The sequence below is a fragment of the Pseudomonas fragariae (ex Marin et al. 2024) genome, assembly GCF_059621105.1.
In genome coordinates, this window is the sequence record NZ_CM184369.1 from 2,249,943 (window position 1) to 2,275,908 (window position 25,966).

At 62.9% G+C, this 25,966-nt stretch carries 12 protein-coding genes; 4 read left to right on the forward strand and 8 right to left on the reverse strand.

Annotated elements, in window-relative coordinates:
* Positions 1-83: 83 nt before the first annotated feature.
* The 8 genes from AC54XV_RS10045 to AC54XV_RS10080 are packed head-to-tail and all read right to left on the reverse strand — an operon-like array spanning position 84 to position 6,287.
* A complete protein-coding gene (locus AC54XV_RS10045) occupies positions 84-1,001 on the reverse strand; it encodes a metal ABC transporter substrate-binding protein (protein ID WP_060409641.1) in 918 nt (305 codons plus the stop codon).
* Positions 1,002-1,901, reverse strand: coding sequence for a metal ABC transporter permease (locus AC54XV_RS10050; protein WP_003406943.1), 900 nt, complete (start codon positions 1,899-1,901; stop codon positions 1,002-1,004).
* On the reverse strand, positions 1,901-2,665 hold the full coding sequence (locus tag AC54XV_RS10055) for a metal ABC transporter ATP-binding protein (RefSeq protein WP_024650816.1): 765 nt from the start codon (positions 2,663-2,665) through the stop codon (positions 1,901-1,903). The genes AC54XV_RS10050 and AC54XV_RS10055 overlap by 1 nt, the downstream gene beginning before the upstream one ends.
* The gene (locus tag AC54XV_RS10060) at positions 2,662-3,594 is read right to left on the reverse strand and encodes a metal ABC transporter substrate-binding protein (RefSeq protein ID WP_054092878.1); all 933 of its coding nucleotides are present in this window, start codon (positions 3,592-3,594) and stop codon (positions 2,662-2,664) included. Before AC54XV_RS10060 ends, AC54XV_RS10055 begins: the two co-directional genes overlap by 4 nt.
* A 35-nt stretch (positions 3,595-3,629) precedes the next feature.
* Positions 3,630-4,196: a DUF6162 family protein gene (locus AC54XV_RS10065; RefSeq protein ID WP_054092877.1), complete on the reverse strand. Its 567-nt coding sequence runs from the start codon at positions 4,194-4,196 to the stop codon at positions 3,630-3,632.
* The gene (locus AC54XV_RS10070) at positions 4,193-4,525 is read right to left on the reverse strand and encodes a hypothetical protein (protein ID WP_003406932.1); all 333 of its coding nucleotides are present in this window, start codon (positions 4,523-4,525) and stop codon (positions 4,193-4,195) included. Before AC54XV_RS10070 ends, AC54XV_RS10065 begins: the two co-directional genes overlap by 4 nt.
* Complete coding sequence (locus AC54XV_RS10075; RefSeq protein ID WP_003406929.1) at positions 4,522-5,067, reverse strand: PA2404 family protein; 546 nt, start codon at positions 5,065-5,067, stop codon at positions 4,522-4,524. Before AC54XV_RS10075 ends, AC54XV_RS10070 begins: the two co-directional genes overlap by 4 nt.
* Positions 5,064-6,287, reverse strand: a complete 1,224-nt coding sequence (locus AC54XV_RS10080) for a PepSY-associated TM helix domain-containing protein (protein ID WP_060409640.1) — start codon at positions 6,285-6,287, stop codon at positions 5,064-5,066. The genes AC54XV_RS10075 and AC54XV_RS10080 overlap by 4 nt, the downstream gene beginning before the upstream one ends.
* Before the next feature lie 296 nt (positions 6,288-6,583).
* Between AC54XV_RS10080 and AC54XV_RS10085 the strand changes: the two genes are divergently transcribed.
* The 4 genes from AC54XV_RS10085 (at position 6,584) to AC54XV_RS10100 (ending at position 25,966) form a co-directional block, all read left to right on the forward strand.
* The gene (locus tag AC54XV_RS10085; protein ID WP_011267343.1) at positions 6,584-7,561 is read left to right on the forward strand and encodes a TauD/TfdA family dioxygenase; all 978 of its coding nucleotides are present in this window, start codon (positions 6,584-6,586) and stop codon (positions 7,559-7,561) included.
* Between the two features lie 518 nt (positions 7,562-8,079).
* Positions 8,080-11,490, forward strand: coding sequence for a non-ribosomal peptide synthetase (locus AC54XV_RS10090; protein ID WP_104653002.1), 3,411 nt, complete (start codon positions 8,080-8,082; stop codon positions 11,488-11,490).
* Positions 11,487-19,487, forward strand: coding sequence for a non-ribosomal peptide synthetase (locus AC54XV_RS10095; protein ID WP_060409638.1), 8,001 nt, complete (start codon positions 11,487-11,489; stop codon positions 19,485-19,487). The genes AC54XV_RS10090 and AC54XV_RS10095 overlap by 4 nt, the downstream gene beginning before the upstream one ends.
* A 14-nt stretch (positions 19,488-19,501) precedes the next feature.
* The gene (locus AC54XV_RS10100; protein WP_104653004.1) at positions 19,502-25,966 is read left to right on the forward strand and encodes a non-ribosomal peptide synthetase; all 6,465 of its coding nucleotides are present in this window, start codon (positions 19,502-19,504) and stop codon (positions 25,964-25,966) included.

Here is a 25,966-nt window from a genome sequence, read left to right on the forward strand (position 1 = left end):
CGTTCCGGACGCTCCGCGTCCTCTTTGCGACGCAGAGCATCGCGAACTGCAATTTCCACGCTGGAGCGTAGGGAACGATAATCTCACTCCTTGCCAGCCAGCACCCCGATAATCCCCTGAATATCACCCTGTAACTCCGCCAGCGGGTCAGCGCCGTCAATCCCCAGCACCAACAGCTTGCTGCCAGCCGCCTCGATGGCGGCCTTGACCGGCGCGGGTGGCTGGCGGTGATCGAGCACCAAGGCCACGTCGTTATCCTTCAGGGTCGCGCTCAGTTTGCTCAAGGCTTCTGGCGTCCATTGCTCGTCCGTCAGCGCCTGAGTGTCGATCAGTTCCAGATTCAGCCCGCTGATCAAATAGCCGAAGCGATCCGACAAACTCACCACGCTCAAATTATCGGCACCGGCCAGCGCGGCTTCGCTGCTGGCGCTGAGCTTGAGTAGCTGCTGTTTGAACGCCGCCAGATTGGCCTCGATTTTCGGTTTGGCGGCCGGTGCCAGGCGCACCAGGTCCGCTGCCAGCACATCCGCCATACGCCCCATGTTATTGCTCGCCAGCCACGGCTGACTGTTCAATCCGTCAGTGCCCTGACCCGGCTGTACGGCGATGCCCGGCAGACTGCCGTCCACCGGACGTGCGGCATCGATCTCGACGATACGAATATTGCTGCGCCGTGCATTGGGGTAGAGCGGGTCATCGGCCCAGATCGAGCGTAAGCCGATCACCGCATCGGCGTTGTTCGCCAGCCCGCGCAAGGCATCGGCACCACGCCCGGTGAAATACGCGGTCTGACGCGAGCCCGGCAGGTTGGCCGCGGCAGCGCGCTCCAGCACCACACCGCTGTCTTTGAGCAGTATTTCGCCCAGGCCATAAGTGATCGGCAGGCTGGCCAGCACTCGCACCGGTTGCGGTTTATCGGTTTTGCTGTCGGCCGCCTGCAGGCTGTTGCTGAACAGGCCGGTGATGAGCAGCGCCAGACTCAAGGTACGTAACGTGGGCATTTATCCAATATTCCCTTTCAGGCTCGGCAGCGTGCCGCGAGCGATGGCGGCCAGGGCGAAAGCAATGCCCGCCACCAGAATGATTGCCGCGCCGGACGGCACCGGCAGGTCGAAGACGATGGGCAGCAGGATGCCGCACAGGGTGCTGATGGTCGCAATGGCCACTGAAATCCAGAAAAAGCCCTTGAGCGACTGACTCAACAAGCGTGCCGCCGCCGCTGGAATCACCAGCAACGCACCGACCAGGATCGCGCCGATGACTTTCACCGCCGCGACCGTGATCAGCGTCACCAGAATCACGAACAGGTAATCCAGCGTCTTTACCGCCACGCCGCGCACCGCAGCCAGCTGCGGATTGAAGCTGGCCAGCATGATGCGGTTGTACAGCGGCAGGCTCAGGCCCATGACCAGCGAACCGACGATCAGCAGCACCAGCAGGTCGTTACCGTTGACGGTCAGCACCGAGCCGAACAGCACGTTTTCCAGAATGTGCACGTTGATCTTGCCGGCCAGCACCAGCAGCAGGCTCGCGCCCAGTGCCAGAGATACCGACAGGAACACGCCGATCAGCGTGTCAGGTGCCAGCCCGGTGCGGTTGCGCAGGTAATTGAGGACGATGCCGAACAGCAGGCAATAGCCGAACAGGGCACCATAGGGGCCGGTGTAGGGTTCGCCGAGCAGAATGCCGATCGCCACCCCGGTCAGTGCCGCATGGCCCACGGCTTCGGAGAAAAACGCAAAGCGCTTGACCACCACCAGCGTGCCCAGACCGCCCAGCACCGGGCCGATCAACAGCCCGGCGAGCAGGGCGTTGACCACGAAACCGTAGGCCAGCGCCTCGGGCAGGTAACCGGACGAGGCGAGGCCCTGAATGAACAGGCGAAAGGTTTCGTAATCCATTACACGATCCTCCCGGCGCTGCTATCCATCGTGCGCGGGTGCGCGGAAAACAGGGTCAGCAGCCGTTCCGGGGTCAGCGCGGTGGCGGCCGGCTCATCGAACAGGATGCGTCGGTTGAGCCCCGTGACCTGATCGGCCAGACGCCTGACGGCATCCAGATCATGCTCGATCCACAGGACCGTGACCCCGCTTCGGCGCCAGTCACCCAACAACCGCTCAAACACCTGAATACCCGCCTCATCCAGCGCCGACATCGGCTCATCCAGCACCAGCAATTGCGGCGCAGGAATCAGCCCCTGCGCCAGCAGCACGCGCTGCCGCTCGCCACCGGACAGCGCGCCCATGCGCCGTTTGCGCTTGTCCTGCATGCCGACCCGCTCCAGCGCTTCTCCAATCGCTGCCGCGTAGTGCTTCGACACACCCAGAAACGCCGGGCGTCGCTGACACATGGCCGCCATGAAATCGTCCACGGTCATCGGCAGGCCACGGTCGAACTCCAGCGCCTGCGGAACATAGCCGATCAGCCCCGGAGCGGCAGGCCACAGCAGGCTCAACTGGCCTTGATGCGGTGTCTGCCCGAGCAGGGTCTTGATCAGCGAGCTTTTGCCACCGCCGTTCGGTCCGACCAGTGCGTGTACGCTGCCGGCGCGCACATTGAAGTGAACCTGATCGAGAATCGTGGTGCGCCCGAGGGTCAGGCTGACCTGACTGAATTCGATGCCCGGCCCCTGGCTAATGATGTCGAGGTGCTGTGCAGCCGTCATGCGCCCGACTCCTGAATGGCCCGTACCACCGTGTCGAGGTTGCCGGCCATTTCCTTTTCGTACTTGTCGGCGGTGTACTCGCCATAGGAAATGTGCGACAGCGGGTACAGCCGAACTCCGGATTCACGCTGAATGGTCTCGACGTAGGTGGACGGGAAGTCCATCTCCGAGAAGATCACTTTCACATCCAGCTCACGCAGTTGGTCGATGGTTTTTTTCAACTGACTCGGGCTGGGCTCGATGCCATGCGCCGGTTCAACCACGGCGGTGACTTCCAGGCCGAATTCGCGCAGCAGGTAGTCGTAGGCGGCATGCACCGTGGCCACGCGCAGGTCGGCATTGGGTGCCTTGGTCAGTTTGGCGAGCGCGTCGGCGCGCATCTGGCGCAGGCGCTTGCCGTAGGCGCGGGCGTTGGCGGTGTAGGTTTTGGCATTGTCCGGGTCCAGCTTGCCCAGCTCGCGGGCGATATTGTTGACCTGCGCAATGGACGCACTGATCGACAGGAAGGTGTGCGGGTTGACCACTTTGCCGGCACCTCGCGCCGCCACCCCGGTGGCCGCCAGCAACGGCACATCGGCGTTGGCCTCGATGGTCTTGATGTTCGGCGTTTCACTGGTGGCGATCATGCGGTCGGCAAAGTCGTCATGGCCGACGCCGTTGAGCACGATCACATCCAGCGAACCGATGCGCTTGATGTCCTCGGCGCGCGGCTCATAGGCATGCGGGTTGAAGCCCGCCGGGATCAGCGGCACGACGTCGGCCTTGTCGCCGACGATATTGCTCACGTAGCTGTAGTAAGGGTGCAGGGTAATGCCGATGCGCAGGCGTTTGGCCGGTTCGGCGGCGAAGCTGGACGGCGCCAGCAGGGCGACCATCAGCCCCGTCAGCAGGACGCGCAGCAAGGGACGGCGTTTGAGTGAAATAGGCATGGGCAAGCGGTCTTCTTTCAAAGGAATGCGGAGTTTCAGTGCGGGTGCTGACGGGTCACGCCAGCATCGAATTGCGCGACGACCTGTTTCCAGCCTGAATCGATCAGGGCCTGGTCACCGAGGTCGCTGACCGCCGCCGGCGAGGCGTTGCGGTTGATCCAGATGTCCGGCTGCTCGCCGGAATCGACACGCATCAGAAACGAACCGGCCACGCTCGGCGTCCGGCTCAGCCCCAGATAGGACTGCTCGATCATCTGCCAGGCGTGATCGCCACGGCTTGCCGAACTGGCATCCCTGGCGAACGGCGCAAAGCCTTCATCGGCCAGTTGCTCTGGGGTGATCGGTGTCTGCTGCTCGGTGGCCAGCAGGCGGATTTCATCGAGGGTCACGCGCAGGTCGGCGTAAATGCCTTGTTCCGCAGCGCTCAGGTCGCGTCGTGCGTCCAGTTGATGGCTGGAGACGCTGTGCGTTTCCTGAGTATCACGGTGCAGGCTGATCACGCCGGCAGCGCTGCCAAGGATCAGCAGGCACAGCAACAGGACGTACAGGGTTTCATGCCCGGCGCCTGCCGGACGGACGATATGTCGGGTCGGTGCGCTCATGGGGCCTGGATATCCGCCTGATCGATTTCCACCACGTGACCGGGGCCGGCGTCGAACAGCACGTAGAACTCGGAGGCGGGGCGTTTGAAGGTCACGGTCGAGTCTTCGCCGAGCTTGCCGGGCACCAGAATGGTTTCGTCGTAGCCGATCACGTCCAGGGTCACACCCGGTGCACCACTGCCGTCGGAAAAACCGCCGGTGCAGCGGATCTGCTCGGTGTCGATCTGTTTGCATTCGCACATCGGGTTATGCGCCAGGGCGTTGCTGCTCAGGCCAAGCAGGCACAGGGCACTGGCCGTCAGCCAGCGCAGGGAAGGGCGGGCACTCATGGTTGGGCTCCTTGTTTTTTCAGCCACGCCACGGTGCTGGGCGAAGCCTGTTGCAGGGGGATGGAGGTCTGATGCACGGCGCCGTCCCAGCCTTCCATGGTGATCCACAGCTCGGCGTCGGGATCGGTGTTTTGCGCAATCTGCATGAAGGCGCTCATGCGGTAGCCACCACCGAAGAAAATCACCCCGGCGGTGCGCAGGCTGCGCGGTTTGCCGATGCGCAGGTAAGTGGCCTTGACCCGGTCGATGCAGGCGTTGCACAGCGCGGCGTTGAAACTTTTCATGTAGCCCGAAGGACCGGAAAGGCGCGGCGCTTCGTTGCGGTCTTCTGCCAGGCGCAGGCTCCACGGGCCGACCTGAATCTCGCCGATCTCGCGCTGGCCAAGGCCCTGATCACCGCGATCCAGCGCGTTATCGGAAAAGTACTTGGGCATGAAACCCAGCGGGATCAGCACCAGCAGCACGTTGATATGGAAGCGCCATTTGTGCCAGAAACGACTCAATGACGATGCAGGTTGTGCAACAGTGGCGGCCTTGCTCACAGGCTGTTCTCCGGGGTGCGGGTCGCCAGCGGCGAGGGCGTGGTGTTTCGTGGGGGTGCGGCGGCCGTTGCCGGACGGGCTCGGGTTTCACGCTTGAGGGCGTTGAGCGTCGCCAGTGCAGTACGCTTGCTCCAGATCAACAGGCCGCTGAGCACCATCATGCTCAGCAGCAGGCCGAAGAACGCCCAGATCAGCTTGATCCAGATGCCGCCGAAATCACCGGTGTGCAGCGGGCGCATGGACTCGGTGACGAACTCCAGTTTGTTGCGGTCCGACAGCAAGTGCGAGGCGGCAATCTCGCCGCTGTACGGGTTGATTTCGGCAGTCTGGAACATCAATGGATACCAGCTGCGCCCACCCACCTGCAGGTTGCTGTAGGCATTGAACGGCGGCGTGATGAAACTGGCTTCCAGGCCCGGAATCCGCTCCCTGGCGATTTCCACGGCGCGCTCCAGGCTGATGGTCGGCGCTGGCCTGCCGTCGGCAGTCAGTGGTACGGCGCTGTGCGGGATGATCGACGCGACCTGGGATTTGCTGGAAATACTGATCTGGTTGTCGCCCAGAATCGCCTGGATCAGAAACCACGTGCCGGTAATGGAAATCACCGCAATGAACCAGATCGACCAGACGCCGCTGAGGCGATGCAGGTCGCCCCAGAAAATCCGCGGGCCTTGGCTGAAACGCACGGGCTTGAAAAAGCCGCGCCAGAATTTCTTGTAGACCACCAGCCCGGTCACCAGTGAGGCCAGCAACGGCAGGCCGAGAATCGACACCAGATACCAGCCCCACGAATAACCGTTGGTAAACGGCACCAGCCACCAGCCGTGCAGCGCGCGGGTGAAGCGGCGGAAGTCGAACGACGGGGTAATGCCCTGAATCACCCCGGTGTAAGGGTTGACGTAAGCCGGCACCGAACGCCCGTCGGGGTAGGTGATGAACACGCTCAAGGCGAAGTAGTCGCCGTCCGGCTGCATGATGGTGCCGACGATCAGGTCCGGTTGGTTGCGTTCGATGGTGGCGCGAATCTGTTCGAAGTTCAGGCGCCGGGCATCATCGGAAGGGCGGTTGTCACGCATCTCCGGGTTGGCCAGCCACATGATTTCCTTGCTGACCACGGCCAGCGTGCCGGTTACACAGACGATCAGCACGAAGAACCAGATCGGCAGGGCCAGCCAGCTGTGGACGAGAAACCAGATTTTTGAACGGGACTTCTTCGACATGGATAAACAATCTCGATTCACGATGTGGAGCGGCCGCAGGGCGGTCCCCTCTGTCTGTACGCGCGGGCGATATAAAAGCGTCACATTAAGTCAAAGACGAATGAGAACTGAATTCCTATAGGAATTTTTTGCGTTTAAATGCAAAAAATTGTTTCAGGACGGCCGAACACCTCCGCATGCCGCATGAATAGGGCGGTACGGTTAATTTTTCAGCGACGCAGTACGTTCAATCTGGACATTGGTGTTGCGCCAGGCCGCAGGGGCTCGGGCGCTTTTGCCATCAAGGGAGAGACATCATGAGTCATGCGTTGAGTTTGGATATCCGGCCATTGCTGGCAGGGGCGGGCAGCTTGCCGATGCTGGTGCAGGCACCCGAGCCCGGTCTGGACTTGATGGAAGCGCTGGGCGAACTCAAGCCGCTGGTCGCCGGGCACCTGTACAGCGCCGGCGGGATTCTGTTTCGCGGTTTCGAAGTGGGCGGTGCAGAAGCGTTTCGCGAGTTCGCCGCCGGTTTCGGCGATCCGCTGCTCAACTACGAATTCGGTTCTACGCCGCGCAGCAACGTCACCAAAGGTGTGTACACCTCGACCGAGTACCCGGCACACCAGAGCATCCCGCTGCACAACGAGCAAGCGTACACGCTGGAATGGCCGATGAAGATCTGGTTTTACAGCATGATCGCGGCGCAGACGGGTGGCGAAACACCAATCGCCGACAGCCGCGAAATCTACCGACGCATCCCGGCGCGCATTCGCGAACGCTTTGTCGAAAAGAAACTGATGTACGTGCGTAACTACGGCAACGGGCTCGATGTGGAATGGAGTCAGGTGTTCAACACCGAAGATGAGTCCGTGGTCGAAGCCTACTGCCGGGCGCACAACATCGAATGCGAATGGAAAGACGACGGCGAACTGCGCACCCGGCAGATTTGCCAGGCAGTATCGCGCCACCCGGTGACCCACGACAGCGTCTGGTTCAACCAGGCGCACCTGTTCCACATCTCCAACCTGCAACCGGAAGTGCGCGAAACCCTGCTCGACGTAGTGGACGAAGAAGACCTGCCGCGCAACGTCTACTACGGCGACGGCTCGCCCCTCGAAGAAACCCTGCTGGACGAAATCCGCGGCGTGCTCGACGAGTGCACCGTCAGCTTCCCATGGCTGGAAAACGACGTCCTGATGCTCGACAACATGCTCACCGCCCACTCCCGCGCACCGTTCACCGGCAAACGCAAAGTGGTGGTCGCCATGGCACAGGGGCATTCGGATCAGTGACAGGGCGAAGGAACCCGACGAAGTCGGGCCGGAAACAGGAGCGAGGGGGGTTGCCTACTTTGGCCCCATCAAAGTAGGTCGCCGAGGGGCGAACAGGTGACCTGAGTCGAACCCCAATCCACCTGACATCACAGAACAGCCGTGTGACGCAGAGCGTCACGAACTGCATTCCCACGCGGAGCATGGGAACGATAGTCAACCGTCCAACTTTTTGGGGTCAGCTCACGGAGCTTAGGGATGAGAGCCACAGAGGGCGCACTGGCCTCTTCGCGAGCAAGCTCGCTTCCACTAGCAGGTGGTCCACTTTGAGCGAGTGGAACTATAAGTGTCCTGCTCTGATTATCGTGCCTGCGCTCCGCGTAGGCATGCAGTTCTGGACGCTCTGCGTCCTCTCTTGAGTGCGCAGTGCAATGCAGAGCCTCACCCCCCGAGAAACCTTTCTAAATATTTCCTCGCCAATTCGTTCTTGTTGATACGACCCCGCCCGACGGTCAGCCCCACTCAGCAAGGATCGACCCATGAACCCCGAACACGCCCAGAAACTCGCCCGCCGTTTTGTCGAGTTACCCCTTGAAAAACGCCGCCTGTTCCTCGACGGCATGCGCAAGGAGAACATGGATTTCTCGCTGTTCCCGATCCCTTCCTGTGCCGGCCTGGCCGAGCGTGATGGCCTGTCCTATGCCCAGCAACGCATGTGGTTTCTCTGGCAACTGGACCCGCACAGCGCGGCCTACAACCTGCCGATGTCGGTGTGCCTGAACGGTCCGCTGGAGCTGCCGCTGCTGGAACGGGCCTTCAGTGCGCTGGTCGAGCGACATGAAAGCCTGCGCACCACTTTCGGCCAGGAGGGCGACCGGGCGTTTCAGCGTGTTGCGCCGCCAGCGCCAGTGAGCATCCGCCTGACCGATCTGAGCGCCTTGCCGCCCGAACAGCGCTGGACCAGTGCGCGGCAGGCCATGGCCGAACAGGGCGCACAAACCTTCGATCTGCAGCGTGGGCCGCTGTTCACCGTGCAGGTGCTGCGTCTGGCCGAACAGGAGCACCTGCTGCTGCTCAACCTGCACCACATGATCACCGATGGCTGGTCGATGAACGTGCTGATCGACGAATGGCTGCGCGGCTACGACGCGCTGCTGGCCGGCAAACCGCTGCCTTTTCAGCCGCTGCTCGTGCAGTACCGCGATTATGCGGTCTGGCAACGCAGCTGGCTGGAAGCCGGTGAGCAGGAGCGTCAGCTGGACTACTGGCGCAGCCACCTGGGCGAAGAGCATCCGCTGTTGGAGCTACCCACCGACCGTCCGTATCCGGCCTTGCCCAGCCACGACGGCGCGCGCCTGGAGCTGGCACTGGAGCCCGAGCTGCTGCGCCACCTGAAAAGCCTCGCGCAACGCCAGGGCGTCACCCTGTTCGTGGTGCTGCTGGCGGCCTTCAAAAGCCTGCTGCATCGCTACAGCGGGCAGACCGATATTCGTGTCGGCGGCCTGATCGCCAACCGCACCCGCAGCGAAACCGAAGGGCTGATCGGCTGCTTCATCAATACTCAGGTACTGCGCAGTGAAGTGACGGCGCAGACCCGCTTCGTCGATCTGTTGAACATCGTGCGCGACGCCTCGACCGGTGCCCAGGCGCATCAGGAGTTGCCATTCGATGCGATCATCGACGCCCTGCAGCCGGAGCGCAGCCAGAGCCATAACCCTTTATTTCAGGTGATGTTCAATCACCAGCCGGTGGTGGCCGACCTGCTCGACAAACAGTTGAGCGGCGGCCTGCGCGTGGCCAATCTGCCTGCCGGGCAACAGGCATTGGCGCAACGCTCGCACGCTGCCGCCAGCGACCTGATGCTGGCCACCAGCGGTGAAGGCGAGCAACTGCACGCCGCCTTCACTTACGCCACTGACATTTTTGACGAGTCGACCATCGCTCGTCTGGCCGGGCACTGGCGCAACCTGTTGGCGTCGGTGTGTGCCGACCCGCTGCAGACCATCGCCGAGCTGTCGATGCTCTCGGCCGACGAGCGCACGCAACTGCTGAATGTCGACAATGCCACCAAAGCCGACACCACAACTCCTGCGCATCGCCAGTTCGAGGCACAAGTACAGCGCACGCCGCAGGCCCCGGCACTGATCCTCGCCCGTGAAGGTCAATCGCCGAGCCTGAGCTACACCGAACTGAACCAGCGCAGTAACCGTCTGGCCTGGCAGCTGCGCGAGCAGGGTGTCGGTGCGGACGTGCTGGTCGGCGTGGCGCTGGGGCGTTCGCTGGACATGCCCGTGGCGCTGCTCGCCGTGCTCAAGGCGGGCGGCGCCTATGTGCCACTGGACCTGAACGCGCCGAGCGAACGCTTGCGTCATGTAGTCGAGGACAGTGGCGTGAAACTGCTGCTGACCCACAGCGATCAGCTGACCAGGCTGCCCGAACGGGCTGACATGCAATGCCTGTGCATCGATCGGATGCACAGCGAAACCGCCAGCGTGCAAAACCTCGACGGCCCGATCGATCCGGCCAGTCTGGCCTACGTGATCTACACCTCGGGTTCGACCGGGCGGCCCAAAGGCGTGGCGATCAGTCATGCGGCGCTGGCCGAATTCGTCACCCTGGGTGCTGACTACAGTGACCTGCACGAAGGCGACCGGGTCCTGCAATTCGCCACCCACAGCTTCGACGGCTTCGTCGAGCAGTTCTACCCACCGTTGTGTCGCGGTGCGGCCGTTGTGCTGCGTGACGAACGCCTGTGGGACAGCGCCACCTTCCATCAGGCCATCGTCGAGCACGGCGTGACCCTCGCCGACTTGCCCGCGGCCTATTGGCTGACGCTGGTTCAGGACTTCGCCGCCAGCCCGCCCGTGCATTACGGCGCGCTACGCCAGGTGCATGTTGGCGGCGAAGCCATGGCCGTCGAGGGGCTGCGCCTGTGGCACAAGGCCGGGCTCGGGCATGTACGCCTGCTCAATACCTATGGCCCGACCGAAGCCACCGTGGTGTCGAGCATCCATGATTGCAGCACGCTGACCCCACAGCAGGTGTCCTGGCGCGGCGTGCCGATTGGCCATGCGCTGGCAGGACGACGCCTGTACGTTCTCGACGATCAAATGAACCTGCTGCCGCAAGGTGCGGTGGGCGAGTTGTACATCGGTGGTCCTGGCCTGGCGCGGGGTTATCACGCCCAGCCGGGTCTGAGTGCCGAACGTTTCGTCGCCGATCCGTTTGGCAGCGGTGAGCGCCTGTATCGCAGCGGCGACCGCGCCCGACTGCGTGCCGATGGCGCTGTCGAGTACATCGGCCGGGTCGATCATCAAGTGAAAATTCGCGGTTTCCGCCTTGAACTGGGCGAGATCGAATCGCGCCTGCAGCAATGCACGGGCGTGCGCGAGGCCGTGGTGCTGGCCGTCGAACTGGCGGGCAGCACGCAGCTGGTCGCCTACGCGGTGCCGGACGTTGCCGCCTCCACAGAGGCCGAACAGTTGGCCCTGCGCCAGAGCATCCGCAGCCAGTTGCAAGCCAGCCTGCCGGATTACATGGTGCCGACGCACATGCTGCTGTTGCCAGAGCTGCCCCTGACGCCCAGCGGCAAGCTGGACCGCAAGGCATTGCCGACCCCCGACGCAAGCCAGTTGCAGGCGCGTTATCGGGCGCCGCGCAGCGAGGTGGAAATCTGCCTGGCGGCCATCTGGCAGGACGTCCTGCACGCACCCCAGGTGGGCCTGGACGATCACTTCTTCGAACTGGGCGGGCATTCGCTGCTCGCCGCGCAAGTCATCGCCCGGATCAAGACGCAACTGGGCATCAGCCTGCCGCTGCGCACCCTGTTTGAAAAACCGCTGCTCAGTGAGCTCGCCGTCGAAGTGGCAGCGCTGACCGACAACAGCACGGACAACGACTGGAGCGACATGGACCAGTTCATGGATTCACTGGAGGAATTCGGCGCATGACCGGGACCACTGCTGCACGCATCGCGAAACGTTTTGTCGGCCTGTCGCTGGAGCAACGCCAGCAGTTCCTCGCCCGGTTGCGCCAGGAAGGCAAGGATTTCAACCTGTTGCCGGTGCCGGTCAGTCGGCATGATGTCAGCGCCATTCCGCTGTCCTTCGCTCAGCAACGCCTGCTGTTCCTCTGGCAGCTCGATCCGTCGAGCGACGCGTACAAGATGACCACCGGCCTGCGTCTGCGCGGCACGTTGAACGAGTCGGCGTTGCGCCGCGCATTCGATCATCTGATCGAACGCCACGAGGTGCTGCGCACGGTGTTTCACACCGATGGCGATCAGGCGCAGCAGGTGCTGCTGCACGACCAGACGGTCGCATTGGAAAGCATTGATTTGGCCGGTCTGGCCGATGTCGAACTGCGCGATGCCGAGCTGGCGCTGCAAGTGGCCACAGTCACCGGCCAGCCGTTTGATCTGCGCACCGGGCCGCTGCTGCGCGCGCACCTGTTCCGCCTGGCGGGCGATGAGCATGTGCTGATCGTGAGCATGCACCACATCGTCTCCGACGGCTGGTCGATGGACGTGATGATTCAGGAGTTCGTGCACTGCTATCAGGCGTACTGCGAAGGTCGCGAGCCCGCACTGCCGGAACTGCCGCTGCAATACGCCGACTATGCGATCTGGCAGCGCAGCTGGCTGGAGGCAGGCGAGGGCGCACGTCAGCTGGACTACTGGCGTAACCAGTTGGGCGAAGAGCAACCGTTGCTGGACGCCGCACCGGATTTCCCGCGTCCGGCCACGCAGAGCTATCAGGGCGAGCACCTGCGCTTCGATTTCGGTGTTGACCTGTCGCGGCGGCTCAACGCCTTTGCGCGCACGCAGGGCATGACCCTGTTCATGCTGGTGCTGGCTGGCTTTTCGTTGTTTCTGTCGCGCAAGGCAGGGCAGCGTGATATCCGCATCGGCGTGCCGAATGCCAACCGCGGTCGCGCGGAAACCGAAGGGTTGATCGGCTTCTTCATCAATACTCAGGTCTTGCGCTGCCAGGTGGACGAACGCCTGAGCTACCTTGACCTGCTGGCGCAGATTCGCGACACCTCGTTCGGTGCGCAGGCGCATCAGGACGTGCCCTTCGAGCAACTGGTCGATCAACTGGCGCCCGAGCGCAGCCTGGGCCACAACCCGCTGTTCCAGGCCAAGTTCAACCAGAACGTGGTCCTCAAGCAGAAAACCGCGCTCAGACTGGCCGGGCTGGAAGTCAGCGAATATGCCTTCGACAAACAGGGTGCGCATTTCGATCTGGCGCTGGACATCACGGATGACGGCACACTGATCCACGGCGACATGGCCTACGCCAGCGACCTGTATCGACGCACCACCGTCGAAGGTTTCATCCCGGAACTGCTCGCACTGTTCGAAACCCTGCTCGACGCCCCGCAGGCACCGCTGTTCAGCCTGGGAGCACTGGCGATCGAGCCGAGGCGCGAAGCTCGCGAACCCGCGCCGCACATGCTGCAACTGTGGGACCAGCAGGTCGAACGGCGACCTAATGCCCAGGCAGCCCGCTGCCTGGAGCGCACGTTGACCACGCTGCAACTGGAGCAGGCCGCCAATCAGTTGGCCCATCACCTGATCCGCATGGGCATCAGCGAGGGCCAGCCGGTCGCAGTATTGATGGAGCGTTCGCTAGACTGGCTGACCGCCGTGCTGGCAATTTTCAAGGCCGGCGGCGTGTACATGCCGCTGGACGTCAAAGCCCCCGATGCGCGACTGCAACAGATGCTGATCAATGCGCAGGCGAGGGTGCTGCTGTGTGCTGAGGGTGATGTGCGGCAGACGTCATTGGGTGTTGCCGGTTGTCAGGGCCTGACCTGGACGCCTGCGCTGTGGCAGGACCTGCCTGTCAGTCGCCCTGACACCCGGCCTTCAGCCGATTCGGCCGCCTACGTGATTCATACCTCCGGCTCGACCGGGCAGCCCAAGGGCGTACTGGTCAGCCAGGGTGCGCTGGCCAGTTACCTGCGCGGCTTGCTGGAACAACTGCATCTGGCGCCAGAGGCAAGCATGGCGCTGGTCTCGACCATCGCCGCCGACCTCGGCCATACCGTGCTGTTCGGCGCGCTGTGTTCGGGGCGCACGCTGCACGTGCTGACCGAGGCGTTGGGTTTCGACCCGGATGCCTTTGCGGCCTACATGACCGAGCATCAGGTGGGCGTGCTGAAAATCGTCCCCGGTCATCTGGCCGCGCTGTTGCAGGCCGGCCAGCCAGCCGACGTATTGCCGCAACATGCACTGATCGTCGGCGGCGAAGCCTGCTCGCCGGCGCTGGTCGAGCAGTTGCGTCAGCTCAAGCCGGGTTGCCGGGTGATCAACCACTACGGGCCGAGCGAAACCACTGTTGGTGTGCTGACTTATGAGGTGCCAGCTTCATCATGCCTTGATCAAAAATTGAAAGCGGACTCGAATCCCTGTGGGAGCGAGCTTGCTCGCGAAAGCGATAGTCCGGCTTTCCCATCTCGCAAGAATGTACAAACCTCTTCGCGAGCAAGCGAAGCGTCGCCCAGCTCGCTCCCACAGCTCCCATGTTTCCCACAGAGCACTGCACACTCTGGCGACCCTCTGCGCAGCGTGCCGGTCGGCACGCCGTTGCCAGGGGCCAGCGCCTACGTGCTGGATGACGTGCTGAACCCGGTCGGCACTCAGGTCGCCGGCGAGCTGTACATCGGCGGTGACAGCGTGGCGCTGGGCTATATCGGCCAGCCTGCGCTGACCGCCGAGCGCTTCGTACCGGACCCGTTCGCGCAGGACGGCACGCGCGCCTACCGCAGCGGTGATCGCATGCGCCGCAATCATCAGGGCCTGCTGGAATTCATCGGCCGGGCCGACGATCAGGTCAAAGTGCGCGGTTATCGTGTCGAGCCGGCAGAGGTCGCGCGGGTGTTGCTGGGCCTGGCTTCGGTGGCGCAGGTCAGCGTACTGGCGTTGCCCATCGATGACGATCAGACCCGCCTGCAACTGGTGGCCTATTGCGTGGCGGCAGGCGGGGCGGACCTGAGTATCGACAGCCTGCGCGAGCAACTGACTGCGCGCTTGCCGGACTACATGGTGCCCGCGCAGATCATGCTGCTGGACAGTCTGCCGCTGACCGCCAACGGCAAGCTCGACAAGCGCGCCTTGCCCAGGCCCGGCGTGGTCAAACAGCGCTATACCGCGCCGGTCGGCGAGGTCGAGGAAAAGCTCGCCGCCGTGTGGGCGGACGTGCTGAAACTGGAACAGGTCGGCAGCACCGACAACTTCTTCGAACTGGGCGGCGATTCGATCCTCAGCCTGCAGATCATCGCCCGCGCCAAGCGCCAGGGCATCAAGCTCAGCCCCAAGCAATTATTCGAAAAACAGACCATCGGCCAACTGGCTTCGGTGGCAAAACTGATTCAGAAAAAGCCCGTCGCTGTGGCAGAGCAGATCAGCGGTTCGTTGCCGTTGCTGCCGATTCAGGCACGTTTCTTCGAACTGGACATCCCCGAGCGTCAGCACTGGAATCAGGCGCTGATGCTCAAGCCGTTGCAAACGCTGGAGGCCGCTCATCTTCAGTCGGCATTGACTGCGTTGGTCGAACAGCACGACGCACTGCGTCTGGGTTTCACCCGGCAGAACGGCCAATGGCAGGCCACCTTCGGCGCGCTGAACACTCGCGAGCTGCTCTGGGCCCATGAGCTGGACAGCATCGAGCGCTTGCCTGAGCTGGCCGATGAGGCGCAACGCAGCCTGGACCTGAAAAACGGACTGCTATTGCGTGCCGTGCTGATCCACCTGCCGCAAGGCGAACAGCGCCTGCTGCTGGTGATTCATCATCTGCTGGTGGACGGCGTGTCATGGCGGGTGTTGCTGGAAGACCTGCAACAGGCGTACCTCGCCCTGGCGCAAGGCCAGCCGGTAGCACTCGCGGCAAAAACCACGTCGCTCCAGCGTTGGGCCGAGCAATTGCAACAATACGCGACCGGCCAGACGCTGAAGGCCGAGCGCGATTACTGGCTGCAGGCCTTGCAGGGCGCGGACCAGCCGCTGCCTCGCGACAAGCCCGAAGGCACGATGCGCAATCGCGATGCGGCCCATGCGTCGTCATGGCTGAGCAGGGACCTGACCCACAAGCTGCTGAAAGTCGCGCCTGCCGCGTACCGCACGCACGTCAACGACCTGCTGCTGACGGCGCTGGCCCAGGTCCTCTGCGAATGGAGCCAGCAGCCCTCGGTGCTGATCCAGCTGGAAGGGCATGGCCGTGAAGACCTGTTCGACGAGACTGATCTGAGCCGCACCGTCGGCTGGTTCAGTAGCCTGTTTCCAGTGCGCCTCACGCCGCAGATCGCGCCGGGTGCAAGCCTGGCTGGCATCAAGGAGCAAGTGCGTGCGGTGCCCGACAAGGGCATTGGTTACGGCGTGTTGCGCTATATGGGCGAGGCGTCTTTCGCGCAGCAACTGGCCGCCTTGCCGCAGGCGCGGGTCACGTTCAATTACCTGGGCCAGTTCGACGGCAGCTTCAACGAACATCAAGGCGCGCTGTTCGTACCGAGTGCCGACAGTGCAGGCACTGCGCTGTGCGAGGACGGGCCGCTGGGCAACTGGCTGAGCCTCAACGGTCAGGTGTTCGACGGCCAGTTGCAACTGGACTGGAGCTTCAGCCGCGAGGTGTATCACGCCTCGACCATCGACACCCTGGCGCGTCGCTACGAGCAGGCGCTGACCACCCTGATCGAACATTGCACGGCCGGGCATCAAGGCGTCACGCCGTCGGACTTCCAGCTGGCGCGCCTCACCCAGGCGCAGCTTGACGGTCTGCCGATTGCGGCGGGCCAGATCGACGATATCTACCCGCTGTCGCCGATGCAGCAGGGCATGCTGTTTCATTCGCTGTTCGATGAAGGCGCGGGCAACTACATCAATCAGTTGCGGGTGAACATCCGTGGGCTGGATGTGCCGCGTTTCCGCAGCGCATGGCAGGCCGCGGTAGACCATCACGACGTGCTGCGCAGCTGTTTTGTCAGTCAGCGCGAACAGTCGCTGCAAGTGGTGCAGCGCCAGGTGACGTTGCCCTTTGTCGAACTGGATGCGCGCGGCCAGCCGGAAAGCTGGCTGGACGACTGGGCGCAGGCCGACCGTCAGCAGGGTTTTGATCTGGCGCAAGGGCCATTGTTGCGCCTGGCCGTGTTGCGTACCGCCGCCGACGCGTGGCATCTGGTGTATACCAGCCACCACATCCTCATGGATGGCTGGAGCAGCTCGCGCCTGCTCGGTGAAGTGCTGCAACGCTACAGCGGCCAGATGCCAGCGAAACAGGCAGGCCGCTATCGTGATTACATTCAGTGGCTGCAGCATCAGGACGCCGCCCTCAGCGAGCGTTTCTGGACTGCGCAGCTGGCGGAACTGGACGAGCCGACCCGTTTGCTGCAAGCGTTCAAGTCTTCGGCGCAGGGAGGGGGCTACGGCGATTACATCCAGTTGATCGATGCCGATGGCACCCGACGCCTGAACGCGTTTGCCCGCGAGCAGCGCGTCACCCTCAATACGCTGCTGCAATCGGCCTGGCTGTTGTTGCTGCAACGCTACACCGGCCAGTCCAGTGTGACCTTTGGCGCGACCGTGGCCGGGCGTCCGGCCGAGTTGCCGGGTGTCGAAGAACAACTGGGGCTGTTCATCAACACCTTGCCGGTCATCGCCAGCCCGCGAGCCGAGCAGACGGTGGCCGACTGGGTGCAGCAAGTGCAGGCGAAGAACCTTGCGCTGCGCGAGCATGAGCACACGCCGCTGTATGACATCCAGCGCTGGGCGCGCAACAGTGGCGAGGCGTTGTTCGACAACATTCTGGTGTTCGAAAACTACCCGGTGTCCGAAGCCCTGCAGCGTGCGCCGGACGGTCTGGCCTTCAGCGACCTGCGCAATCAGGAGCAGGCGCATTACCCGCTGACCCTGGTGGTCGAGGCCAATGAGGTGCTGTCGGTGCGTTTCAGTTACGACCGCCAGCACTTCAGCGCTGAAGGCATTCTGCAACTGGCGGCGCATTTCGATCACCTGCTGCAGAGCCTTTGCGCATCGGCAACCACGCGACTCAGCGAACTGGCATTGCCGACCGCCTGGACACAAAGCGTGCAGCGCTACCCGAGCGAGCACTGCGCGCATCAACGCATCGAAGCCCAGGTCGAGCGTAACCCGCAGGCCATCGCCCTGAGTTTTGGCGATCAGCAACTGAGTTACCGGCAGCTCAACCAGCGCGCCAACCAGATGGCGCACAAACTGCGCGAGCAGGGCGTCGGCCCGGATGTGCGCGTCGGGCTGGCTGCCGAGCGCGGTGTGGAAATGATTGTCGGTCTGCTGGCCATCCTCAAGGCCGGCGGCGCTTACGTGCCGCTGGACCCGGATTATCCGCAGGATCGCCTGAGCTTTCTGATGCACGACAGCGGTATCGAACTGTTGCTGACTCAGGCGCCGTTGCTAGAAAAACTGCCTATCCCAGCCCAAGTGCAGACGCTCGATCTGGCTGATGCACTGGACGGTTACAGCACGGAAAATCCCATCAATAAAACCGCGCCGGACAACCTGGCCTACGTGATCTACACCTCGGGCTCGACTGGCAAACCGAAAGGCACCTTGCTCGCCCATCACAACCTGATGCGCCTGTTCGCCGCGACGGATGAGTGGTTCGAATTCGGCGAAAAGGATGTGTGGACGCTGTTCCATTCCTTCGCTTTCGACTTTTCGGTATGGGAGATTTTCGGCGCGCTGCTGCATGGCGGCCGACTGGTCATCGTGCCCCGCGAAGTGAGCCGCTCGCCGGAAGAATTCCATGCGTTGCTGATCGAACAACAGGTCACGGTGCTCAACCAGACGCCGTCGGCGTTCAAGCAACTGATGCGTGTGGCCTGTGATTCATCGGTGCCGCTATCGCTGCAGAAAGTCATTTTCGGCGGCGAAGCGCTGGACGTCGCCAGCCTGAAGCCTTGGTTCGAACGCTTCGGCGATCAGACGCCACAACTGGTCAACATGTACGGCATTACCGAAACCACCGTGCATGTCACCTACAGACCAATAGCCGAGGCCGACACGCAGAACCCGGCCAGCCCGATTGGCGAGGCGATTCCGGACCTGTCGTGGTACGTGCTGGACGCCGATTTCAACCCGGTCGCCCAAGGTTGCAGCGGCGAGCTGCACATCGGCCATGCCGGTCTGGCGCGGGGTTACCACAACCGCGCCGCGTTGACTGCCGAGCGCTTCGTGCCGGATCCGTTTTCCAGCGAGGGTGGCCGCCTGTACCGCACCGGCGACCTCGCGCGTTATCGCGCTGCTGGAACTATCGAATACGCCGGGCGCATCGACCACCAAGTGAAGATTCGTGGCTTCCGCATCGAACTGGGTGAAATCGAAGCGCGGCTGCAGGCGCACCCGGCTGTGCGCGAAGTCAGCGTGCTGGCGCTCGACGGGCAATTAGCAGCGTACCTGGTGCCTACTGAGCCTGATCAGGATCAGACAACCCTGCGTGAAGCGCTGAAAAGCCAACTCCGGGCGCACCTGCCGGATTACATGGTGCCTACCCATTTCATCGTCCTCGACAGCATGCCGCTGACCGCCAACGGCAAGCTGGACCGCAAAGCGCTGCCTGCGCCGGACGCCAGCCAGTTGCAGGCTACCTACAGCGCTCCGCAAGGCGAGCTGGAGCAGCAACTGGCAGCGATCTGGGCCGATCTGTTGCAGGTCGAGCAGGTCGGGCGCAACGACAACTTTTTCGAGCTCGGCGGCCATTCGCTGCTGGCGGTGCAGATGCTCGTGCGGGTGCGCGAACAGTTGCAGCACGAGGTCAGCCTCAAGGATGTCTTCGAGCAACCGCTGCTGGCGGACTTCTGCGCCACGCTGCAGGAAAAAAATGGCGAAAGTGACCACGCGCAGGACGAATTGACTAAATCACTAGAGGCACTCAAACGTTTATCAGCGGAGGAAATTGATAATTTGATTGCTTAGCAGGAGAGACCCCAGTGCAACAGTTGCTTGACTCCGTTAAATCGCTGTCCGCCCGTGAACGCAAGGCGCTGGCGGTGCTGCTCAAGCGTCAAGGGGTGAATCTCTACGGGGTCACGCCGATTGCCGTGAGGGAGACGCAGGCACCGTCCGCGCTCTCTTACGCGCAGCAGCGGCAATGGATCATCTGGCAACTGGAGCCGCACAGCGCGGCCTACAACATTCCGCTGGCGCTGCGCCTGCACGGTGCGCTGAATGTCGAGGCATTGCGACGCAGCGTGGAGCAACTGATCGAGCGTCACGAAACCCTGCGCACGACGTTCGAACAGCAGGGCGATGAAGCACTGCAGGTGGTGCATCCGGCGTCGCCGTTTGCGCTCGGTGTCGAGCAACTGGCGGCTGGCGAAACGGTCGAGCGTTATGTGGATCAGGAAGTACAACGGCCTTTCGATCTGCAACACGGACCGCTGTTGCGCGTCAGGCTGCTCAGGCTGAGCGCGCAGGAGCATGTACTGGTATTGACCCAGCACCACATCGTCTCCGATGGCTGGTCGATGCCGATCATGGTCGACGAACTGATGCAGTGCTATCAGGCCGCCACGCTGGGCCGCGAGATCAAACTGGCGCCGTTGCCGATCCAGTACGCCGACTACGCCCTCTGGCAGCGCAACTGGCTGGAAATGGGCGAGCAGGAACGCCAGCTGGCGTACTGGAAGCAGCAACTGGGCGAGCAACAGCCGATTCTGGAATTGCCCACTGATCGGCCGCGTCCGGCACTGCGCAATTACGAAGGTGCGCGACTCAATGTCAAACTGGATGTCGCGCTGTTGAATAACCTCAAGACCCTGGCGCGCCAACAGGGCATCACCCTGTTCATGCTGTTGCTGGCCTCGTTTCAGACCCTGCTGCATCGCTACAGCGGTCAGGCCGATATACGCGTAGGCGTGCCGGTCGCCAACCGTACCCGCAGCGAAACCCAGGGGCTGATCGGCTTCTTCGTCAACACCCAGGTGCTCAAGGCCGAATTCACCACGCAGACCACCGTGGCCGGGCTGTTGCAGCAGGTCAGACACACCGCTGTGCAGGCGCAGGCCCATCAGGACCTGCCGTTCGAACAACTGGTCGAAGCCTTGCAACCGCAGCGCGACCTGAGCCGCAGCCCGCTGTTTCAGGTGGCCTGCAACCACCAGAGCGAAGGCCACAACCAGAGCCGTGAGCTGGCAGGGCTGCGTCTGGAATATCAGGTGTCCGACAAGCACACCGCGCAGTTCGACCTGACCCTCGACACCTGCGAACGCCCGGACGGCCTGACAGCCGCACTGACCTACGCCACCGACCTGTTCGACGCATCGACCATCGAGCGCATGGCCAGCCACTGGCGCAACCTGCTCAACGGCATGTGCCACGACGTCAATCAGCGTATCGCTGACCTGCCATTGCTGTGCGCCGAGGAACGCCAGTACACCCTGCGTGACTGGAACCGCGATCTTGCGGTCTACCCAAGCGAGCACTGCGCGCATCAACGCATCGAGGCCCAGGTCGAGGGTAACCCGCAGGCCATCGCCCTGAGTTTTGGCGATGAGCAACTGAGTTACCGGCGGCTCAACCAGCGAGCCAACCAGATGGCGCACAAACTGCGCGAGCAGGGCGTCGGCCCGGATGTGCGCGTCGGGCTGGCTGCCGAGCGCGGTCTGGAGATGATTGTCGGACTGCTGGCCATCCTCAAGGCCGGTGGCGCTTACGTGCCGCTCGACCCGGATTATCCGCAGGATCGTTTGAGCTTCCTGATGCAGGACAGCGGTATCGAGCTGTTGCTGACCCAGGCGCATCTGCTTGGCAAACTGCCGATCCCCGAACAGGTGCAGACGCTCGATCTGGCTGACGCACTGGACGGCTACAGCACGGAAAACCCGCACAATCAGACTACGCCGGACAACCTGGCCTATGTGATCTACACCTCGGGCTCGACCGGCAAACCCAAAGGCACCTTGCTCGCCCATCACAACCTGATGCGCCTGTTCGCGGCCACGGATGAGTGGTTCGAATTCAGCGAAAAGGACGTGTGGACACTGTTCCATTCCTTCGCGTTCGACTTCTCGGTGTGGGAGATTTTCGGCGCGCTGCTGCATGGCGGCCGACTGGTCATCGTGCCCCGCGAAGTGACCCGTTCGCCGGAAGAGTTTCATGCGCTGCTGGTCGAGCAGCAGGTTACGGTGCTCAACCAGACGCCGTCGGCGTTCAAGCAACTGATGCGCGTGGCCTGCGATTCATCGTTACCGCTGTCGCTGCAGACAGTCATCTTTGGCGGCGAGGCGCTGGACGTGGCGAGCCTGAAGCCTTGGTTCGCGCGTTTCGGCGATCAATCACCGCAACTGATCAACATGTACGGCATCACCGAAACCACCGTGCACGTGAGCTATCGACCGATCACGCTGGCTGACACGCAGAACCCCGCCAGCCCGATTGGCGAGGCGATTCCCGACCTGTCGTGGTACGTGCTGGACGCCGATTTCAACCCGGTCGCCCAAGGTTGCAGCGGCGAGCTGCACATCGGCCATGCCGGTCTGGCGCGGGGTTACCACAACCGCGCCGCGCTGACTGCCGAACGCTTCGTGCCGGACCCGTTCTCCAACGAGGGCGGCCGTCTGTACCGCACCGGCGACCTGGCGCGTTATCGCGCTGCCGGAACCATCGAATACGCCGGGCGCATCGACCACCAAGTGAAGATTCGTGGCTTCCGTATCGAACTGGGCGAAATCGAAGCGCGGCTGCAAGCGCACCCGGCGGTGCGTGAAGTGCACGTGCTGGCGCTGGACGGGCAGTTGGCGGCGTACCTGGTGCCTGCTGAGCCTGATCAGGACCAGCCAACCCTGCGTGAAATGCTTAAAAACCAACTCAGGGCGCACCTGCCGGATTACATGGTGCCCACCCATTTCATCGTCCTCGACAGCATGCCGCTGACTGCCAACGGCAAGCTGGACCGCAAGGCGCTGCCTGCGCCGGACGCCAGTCAGTTACAGGCCACCTACAGCGCCCCGCAGGGCGAGCTGGAGCAGCAACTGGCGGCGATCTGGGCCGATGTTTTGCAGATCGAGCGGGTCGGGCGCAGCGACAACTTTTTCGAGCTGGGCGGGCATTCGCTGCTGGCCACTCAGGTGATTTCGCGCATTCGTCAGCAGCTGGATGTCGAGCTGTCGTTACGCGACCTGTTCGAAGCGCATGATCTGGCGGCCTTCGCGCTGGCAGCGGGCGCAGGGCAGGGCAACGGTGCGCCGCGCTTCATCAAGGCCGACCGCACGCAGCCGCTGGGGCTTTCCTATGCGCAACAGCGGCAGTGGTTCCTCTGGCAGCTTGACCCGGAGAACACGGCATACGTTATTCCCGCAGCCCTGCGCCTGCGCGGTTCGCTGGACATCGCGGCACTGGAGCACAGTTTCAGCGCGCTGATCGCACGTCATGAAACCCTGCGCACGACCTTCCGCCAGCAGGGCGAGCATGCCGTACAGGTCATTCATGCGCCACGCGCCTTGACCCTGCCGGTCGAGTCGGTGCCCAGCGACCAGACCCTTGAAGCCTGCGTGCAGCAGGAAATGCAGCGCCCGTTCGATCTGGAGCAAGGGCCGCTGTTGCGAGTCCGTTTGCTGAACCTGCACACCGACGAGCATGTGCTGATTCTGACCCAGCATCACATTGTCTCCGATGGTTGGTCGATGCCGATCATGGTCGATGAACTGGTGCGCCTTTACGAGGGCTACAGTCAGGGCCGTGAGGTGAGCTTGACCGCGCTGGACCTGCAATACGCGGACTACGCGCTGTGGCAGCGGACCTGGATGGAGGCCGGCGAGCAGGCCCGGCAGCTGGATTACTGGAAGCAGCAACTGGGCGATCAGCAGCCGATTCTGGAACTGCCCGCCGATTACCCGCGGCCAGTGGTGCAAAGCCATGCCGGTGCGCGGCTGGCGGTAGAACTGGAACCCGCGCTGATCGATGGCTTGAAGCAGGTCGCGCGGCAACAGGGCGTGACCCTGTTCATGCTGTTGCTGGCGTCATTCCAGAGCCTGCTGCACCGTCATAGCGGTCAGTCGGACATTCGTGTCGGCGTGCCGATTGCCAACCGCAACCGCGCTGAAACCGAAGGCCTGATCGGCTTCTTCGTCAACACGCAGGTGCTGCGTGCCGAGTTTGACGTGCACAAGACGTTCAACGAGTTGCTGCAGCAGGTCAAACACACCGCCCTGCAAGCCCAGGCGCATCAGGAGCTGCCCTTCGAGCAACTGGTCGAAGCCCTGCAGCCCCAACGCAGCCTCAGCCACAGCCCGCTGTTTCAGGTGATGTTCAATCACCAGAGCCAGGCCAGCGCCGATGTCCGCGCGCTGCCCGGTCTGCAGGTCGAGGCACTGCTGCCGGACAGTTACCCGGCGCAGTTCGACCTGACCCTGAACACGGCTGAACATGACGGTGGCCTGAGCGCTGGCCTGACCTACGCGACAGCGTTGTTCGACCCGCGCACCATCGAGCGCATGGCCGGGCACTGGCTGGCCTTGTTGCAGGCCATCTGCGCCAATGCCGCACAGCGGATCGCCGAAGTGCCGATGCTCGACAGGGCTGAACGGCAGCAGATTCTCCACGGCTGGAACACCACAGTCGCAGACTTCCCCAGCGAGGACTGCCTGCACAGCCTGATCGAAGCTCAGGTGCGCGCCACGCCGGAGGCGCCGGCGCTGATTTTCGCCGCCGAGCAACTGAGCTACGCACACCTCAACGCCCGCGCCAATCAGCTTGCGCATCGCCTGCGTGAGTCGGGCGTCGGCCCGGACGTATTGGTGGGTATCTGCGTCGAGCGCAGTCTGCAACTGGTCATCGGTCTGCTGGCGATCATTAAAGCGGGTGGCGCTTATGTACCGCTGGACCCGGATTATCCCGAAGATCGGCTGGCTTACATGATGCAGGACAGCGGGATTGGCTTGCTGCTGACCCAGACGGCATTATTGGAACGTTTGCCGGTTCCGCCCCAGGTGCAGAGCCTGTGCCTGGATCAGGACGGCGACTGGCTGGAGAGTTACAGCATTGCAAATCCAGTCAGCTTCAGCCATCCACTGAATCTGGCTTACGTGATTTACACCTCGGGTTCGACCGGCAAACCCAAGGGCGCGGGTAACAGCCATCGTGCTTTGGTCAACCGCTTGCACTGGATGCAGAAGGCCTACGGGCTGAACGAATCCGACACCGTTTTGCAGAAAACGCCGTTCAGTTTCGACGTGTCGATCTGGGAATTCTTCTGGCCGCTGATGACCGGCGCACGCCTGGCCGTGGCGCTGCCGGGTGAGCACCGCGACCCCGAGCGGCTGGTGCAGACCATCCGCGAGCATCAGGTCACGACGCTGCATTTCGTGCCGTCGATGCTGCAGGCGTTCCTGACCCATCCTCAGGTGGAAAGCTGTAACACGCTGCGCCGAGTGGTATGCAGCGGTGAAGCACTGTCTGCCGAGCTGGCCGCCCAGGTGCTCAAGCGTCTGCCGCTGGCCGGTTTGTACAACCTGTATGGCCCCACCGAAGCCGCTATCGATGTGACGCATTGGACGTGCAGCACGGATGACATCCTCAGCGTGCCGATCGGGCGGCCGATCGACAACCTGAAAACCCACATCCTTGACGACGGCCTGCTGCCTGCCGCACAGGGCGTGGCGGCGGAGTTGTATCTGGGTGGCGTCGGTCTGGCACGCGGTTATCACAACCGTGCCGCACTGACGGCTGAGCGTTTCGTGCCCGACCCGTTCGACGAGCAGGGCGGCGGCAGGCTGTACCGCACCGGTGATCTGGCGCGTTATCGCGACGCGGGCGTTATCGACTACGCCGGGCGTATCGACCATCAGGTGAAGATTCGCGGCTTGCGCATCGAACTGGGCGAAATCGAAGCCAGCCTGCTGGAGCACGACAGCATTCATGAGGCGGTGGTGATCGACGTTGACGGCCCGTCCGGCAAGCAGCTGGCGGCGTATCTGGTGGTCGAGCACCACGACGATCAGTTGCGTGATGCGCTCAAGGCCTTCCTCAAGGAATCGCTGCCGGATTACATGGTGCCCACGCATTTCATCCTCCTCGACAGGATGCCGCTGAGCGCCAACGGCAAGCTCGATCGCAAGGCCCTGCCGAAACCGGACGCCAGCCAGTTGCAGCGCCAGTACGTCGCACCGTCCACAGAGCAGGAACAGCAGATGGCGGCGATCTGGGCCGAGGTGCTGAAGGTCGAGCGTGTCGGCCTGAGCGACGATTTCTTCGAGCTTGGTGGCCACTCGCTGCTGGCGACGCAGCTGATTTCCAGAATCCACAGCGGCCTGGGAATCGACATTCCGCTGCGCCTGATCTTCGAGAAACCGCAATTGAACGAATTTATTCAGGCCTTCGCCGGCAGTGGCCTGTCGCTGACCGAGGACGGCTTGTCCGATATTGAAAAAATGATGAATGAAATGGCGGGTATCTGA

Bases quoted from the DNA above. Each gene is read 5' to 3' on its own strand.
- AC54XV_RS10045 (WP_060409641.1), bottom strand. From the start codon at position 1,001: ATGCCCACGTTACGTACCTTGAGTCTGGCGCTGCTCATCACCGGCCTG.
- AC54XV_RS10050 (WP_003406943.1), bottom strand. From the start codon at position 1,901: ATGGATTACGAAACCTTTCGCCTGTTCATTCAGGGCCTCGCCTCGTCC.
- AC54XV_RS10055 (WP_024650816.1), bottom strand. From the start codon at position 2,665: ATGACGGCTGCACAGCACCTCGACATCATTAGCCAGGGGCCGGGCATC.
- AC54XV_RS10060 (WP_054092878.1), bottom strand. From the start codon at position 3,594: ATGCCTATTTCACTCAAACGCCGTCCCTTGCTGCGCGTCCTGCTGACG.
- AC54XV_RS10065 (WP_054092877.1), bottom strand. From the start codon at position 4,196: ATGAGCGCACCGACCCGACATATCGTCCGTCCGGCAGGCGCCGGGCAT.
- AC54XV_RS10070 (WP_003406932.1), bottom strand. From the start codon at position 4,525: ATGAGTGCCCGCCCTTCCCTGCGCTGGCTGACGGCCAGTGCCCTGTGC.
- AC54XV_RS10080 (WP_060409640.1), bottom strand. From the start codon at position 6,287: ATGTCGAAGAAGTCCCGTTCAAAAATCTGGTTTCTCGTCCACAGCTGG.
- AC54XV_RS10085 (WP_011267343.1), top strand. From the start codon at position 6,584: ATGAGTCATGCGTTGAGTTTGGATATCCGGCCATTGCTGGCAGGGGCG.
- AC54XV_RS10090 (WP_104653002.1), top strand. From the start codon at position 8,080: ATGAACCCCGAACACGCCCAGAAACTCGCCCGCCGTTTTGTCGAGTTA.
- AC54XV_RS10095 (WP_060409638.1), top strand. From the start codon at position 11,487: ATGACCGGGACCACTGCTGCACGCATCGCGAAACGTTTTGTCGGCCTG.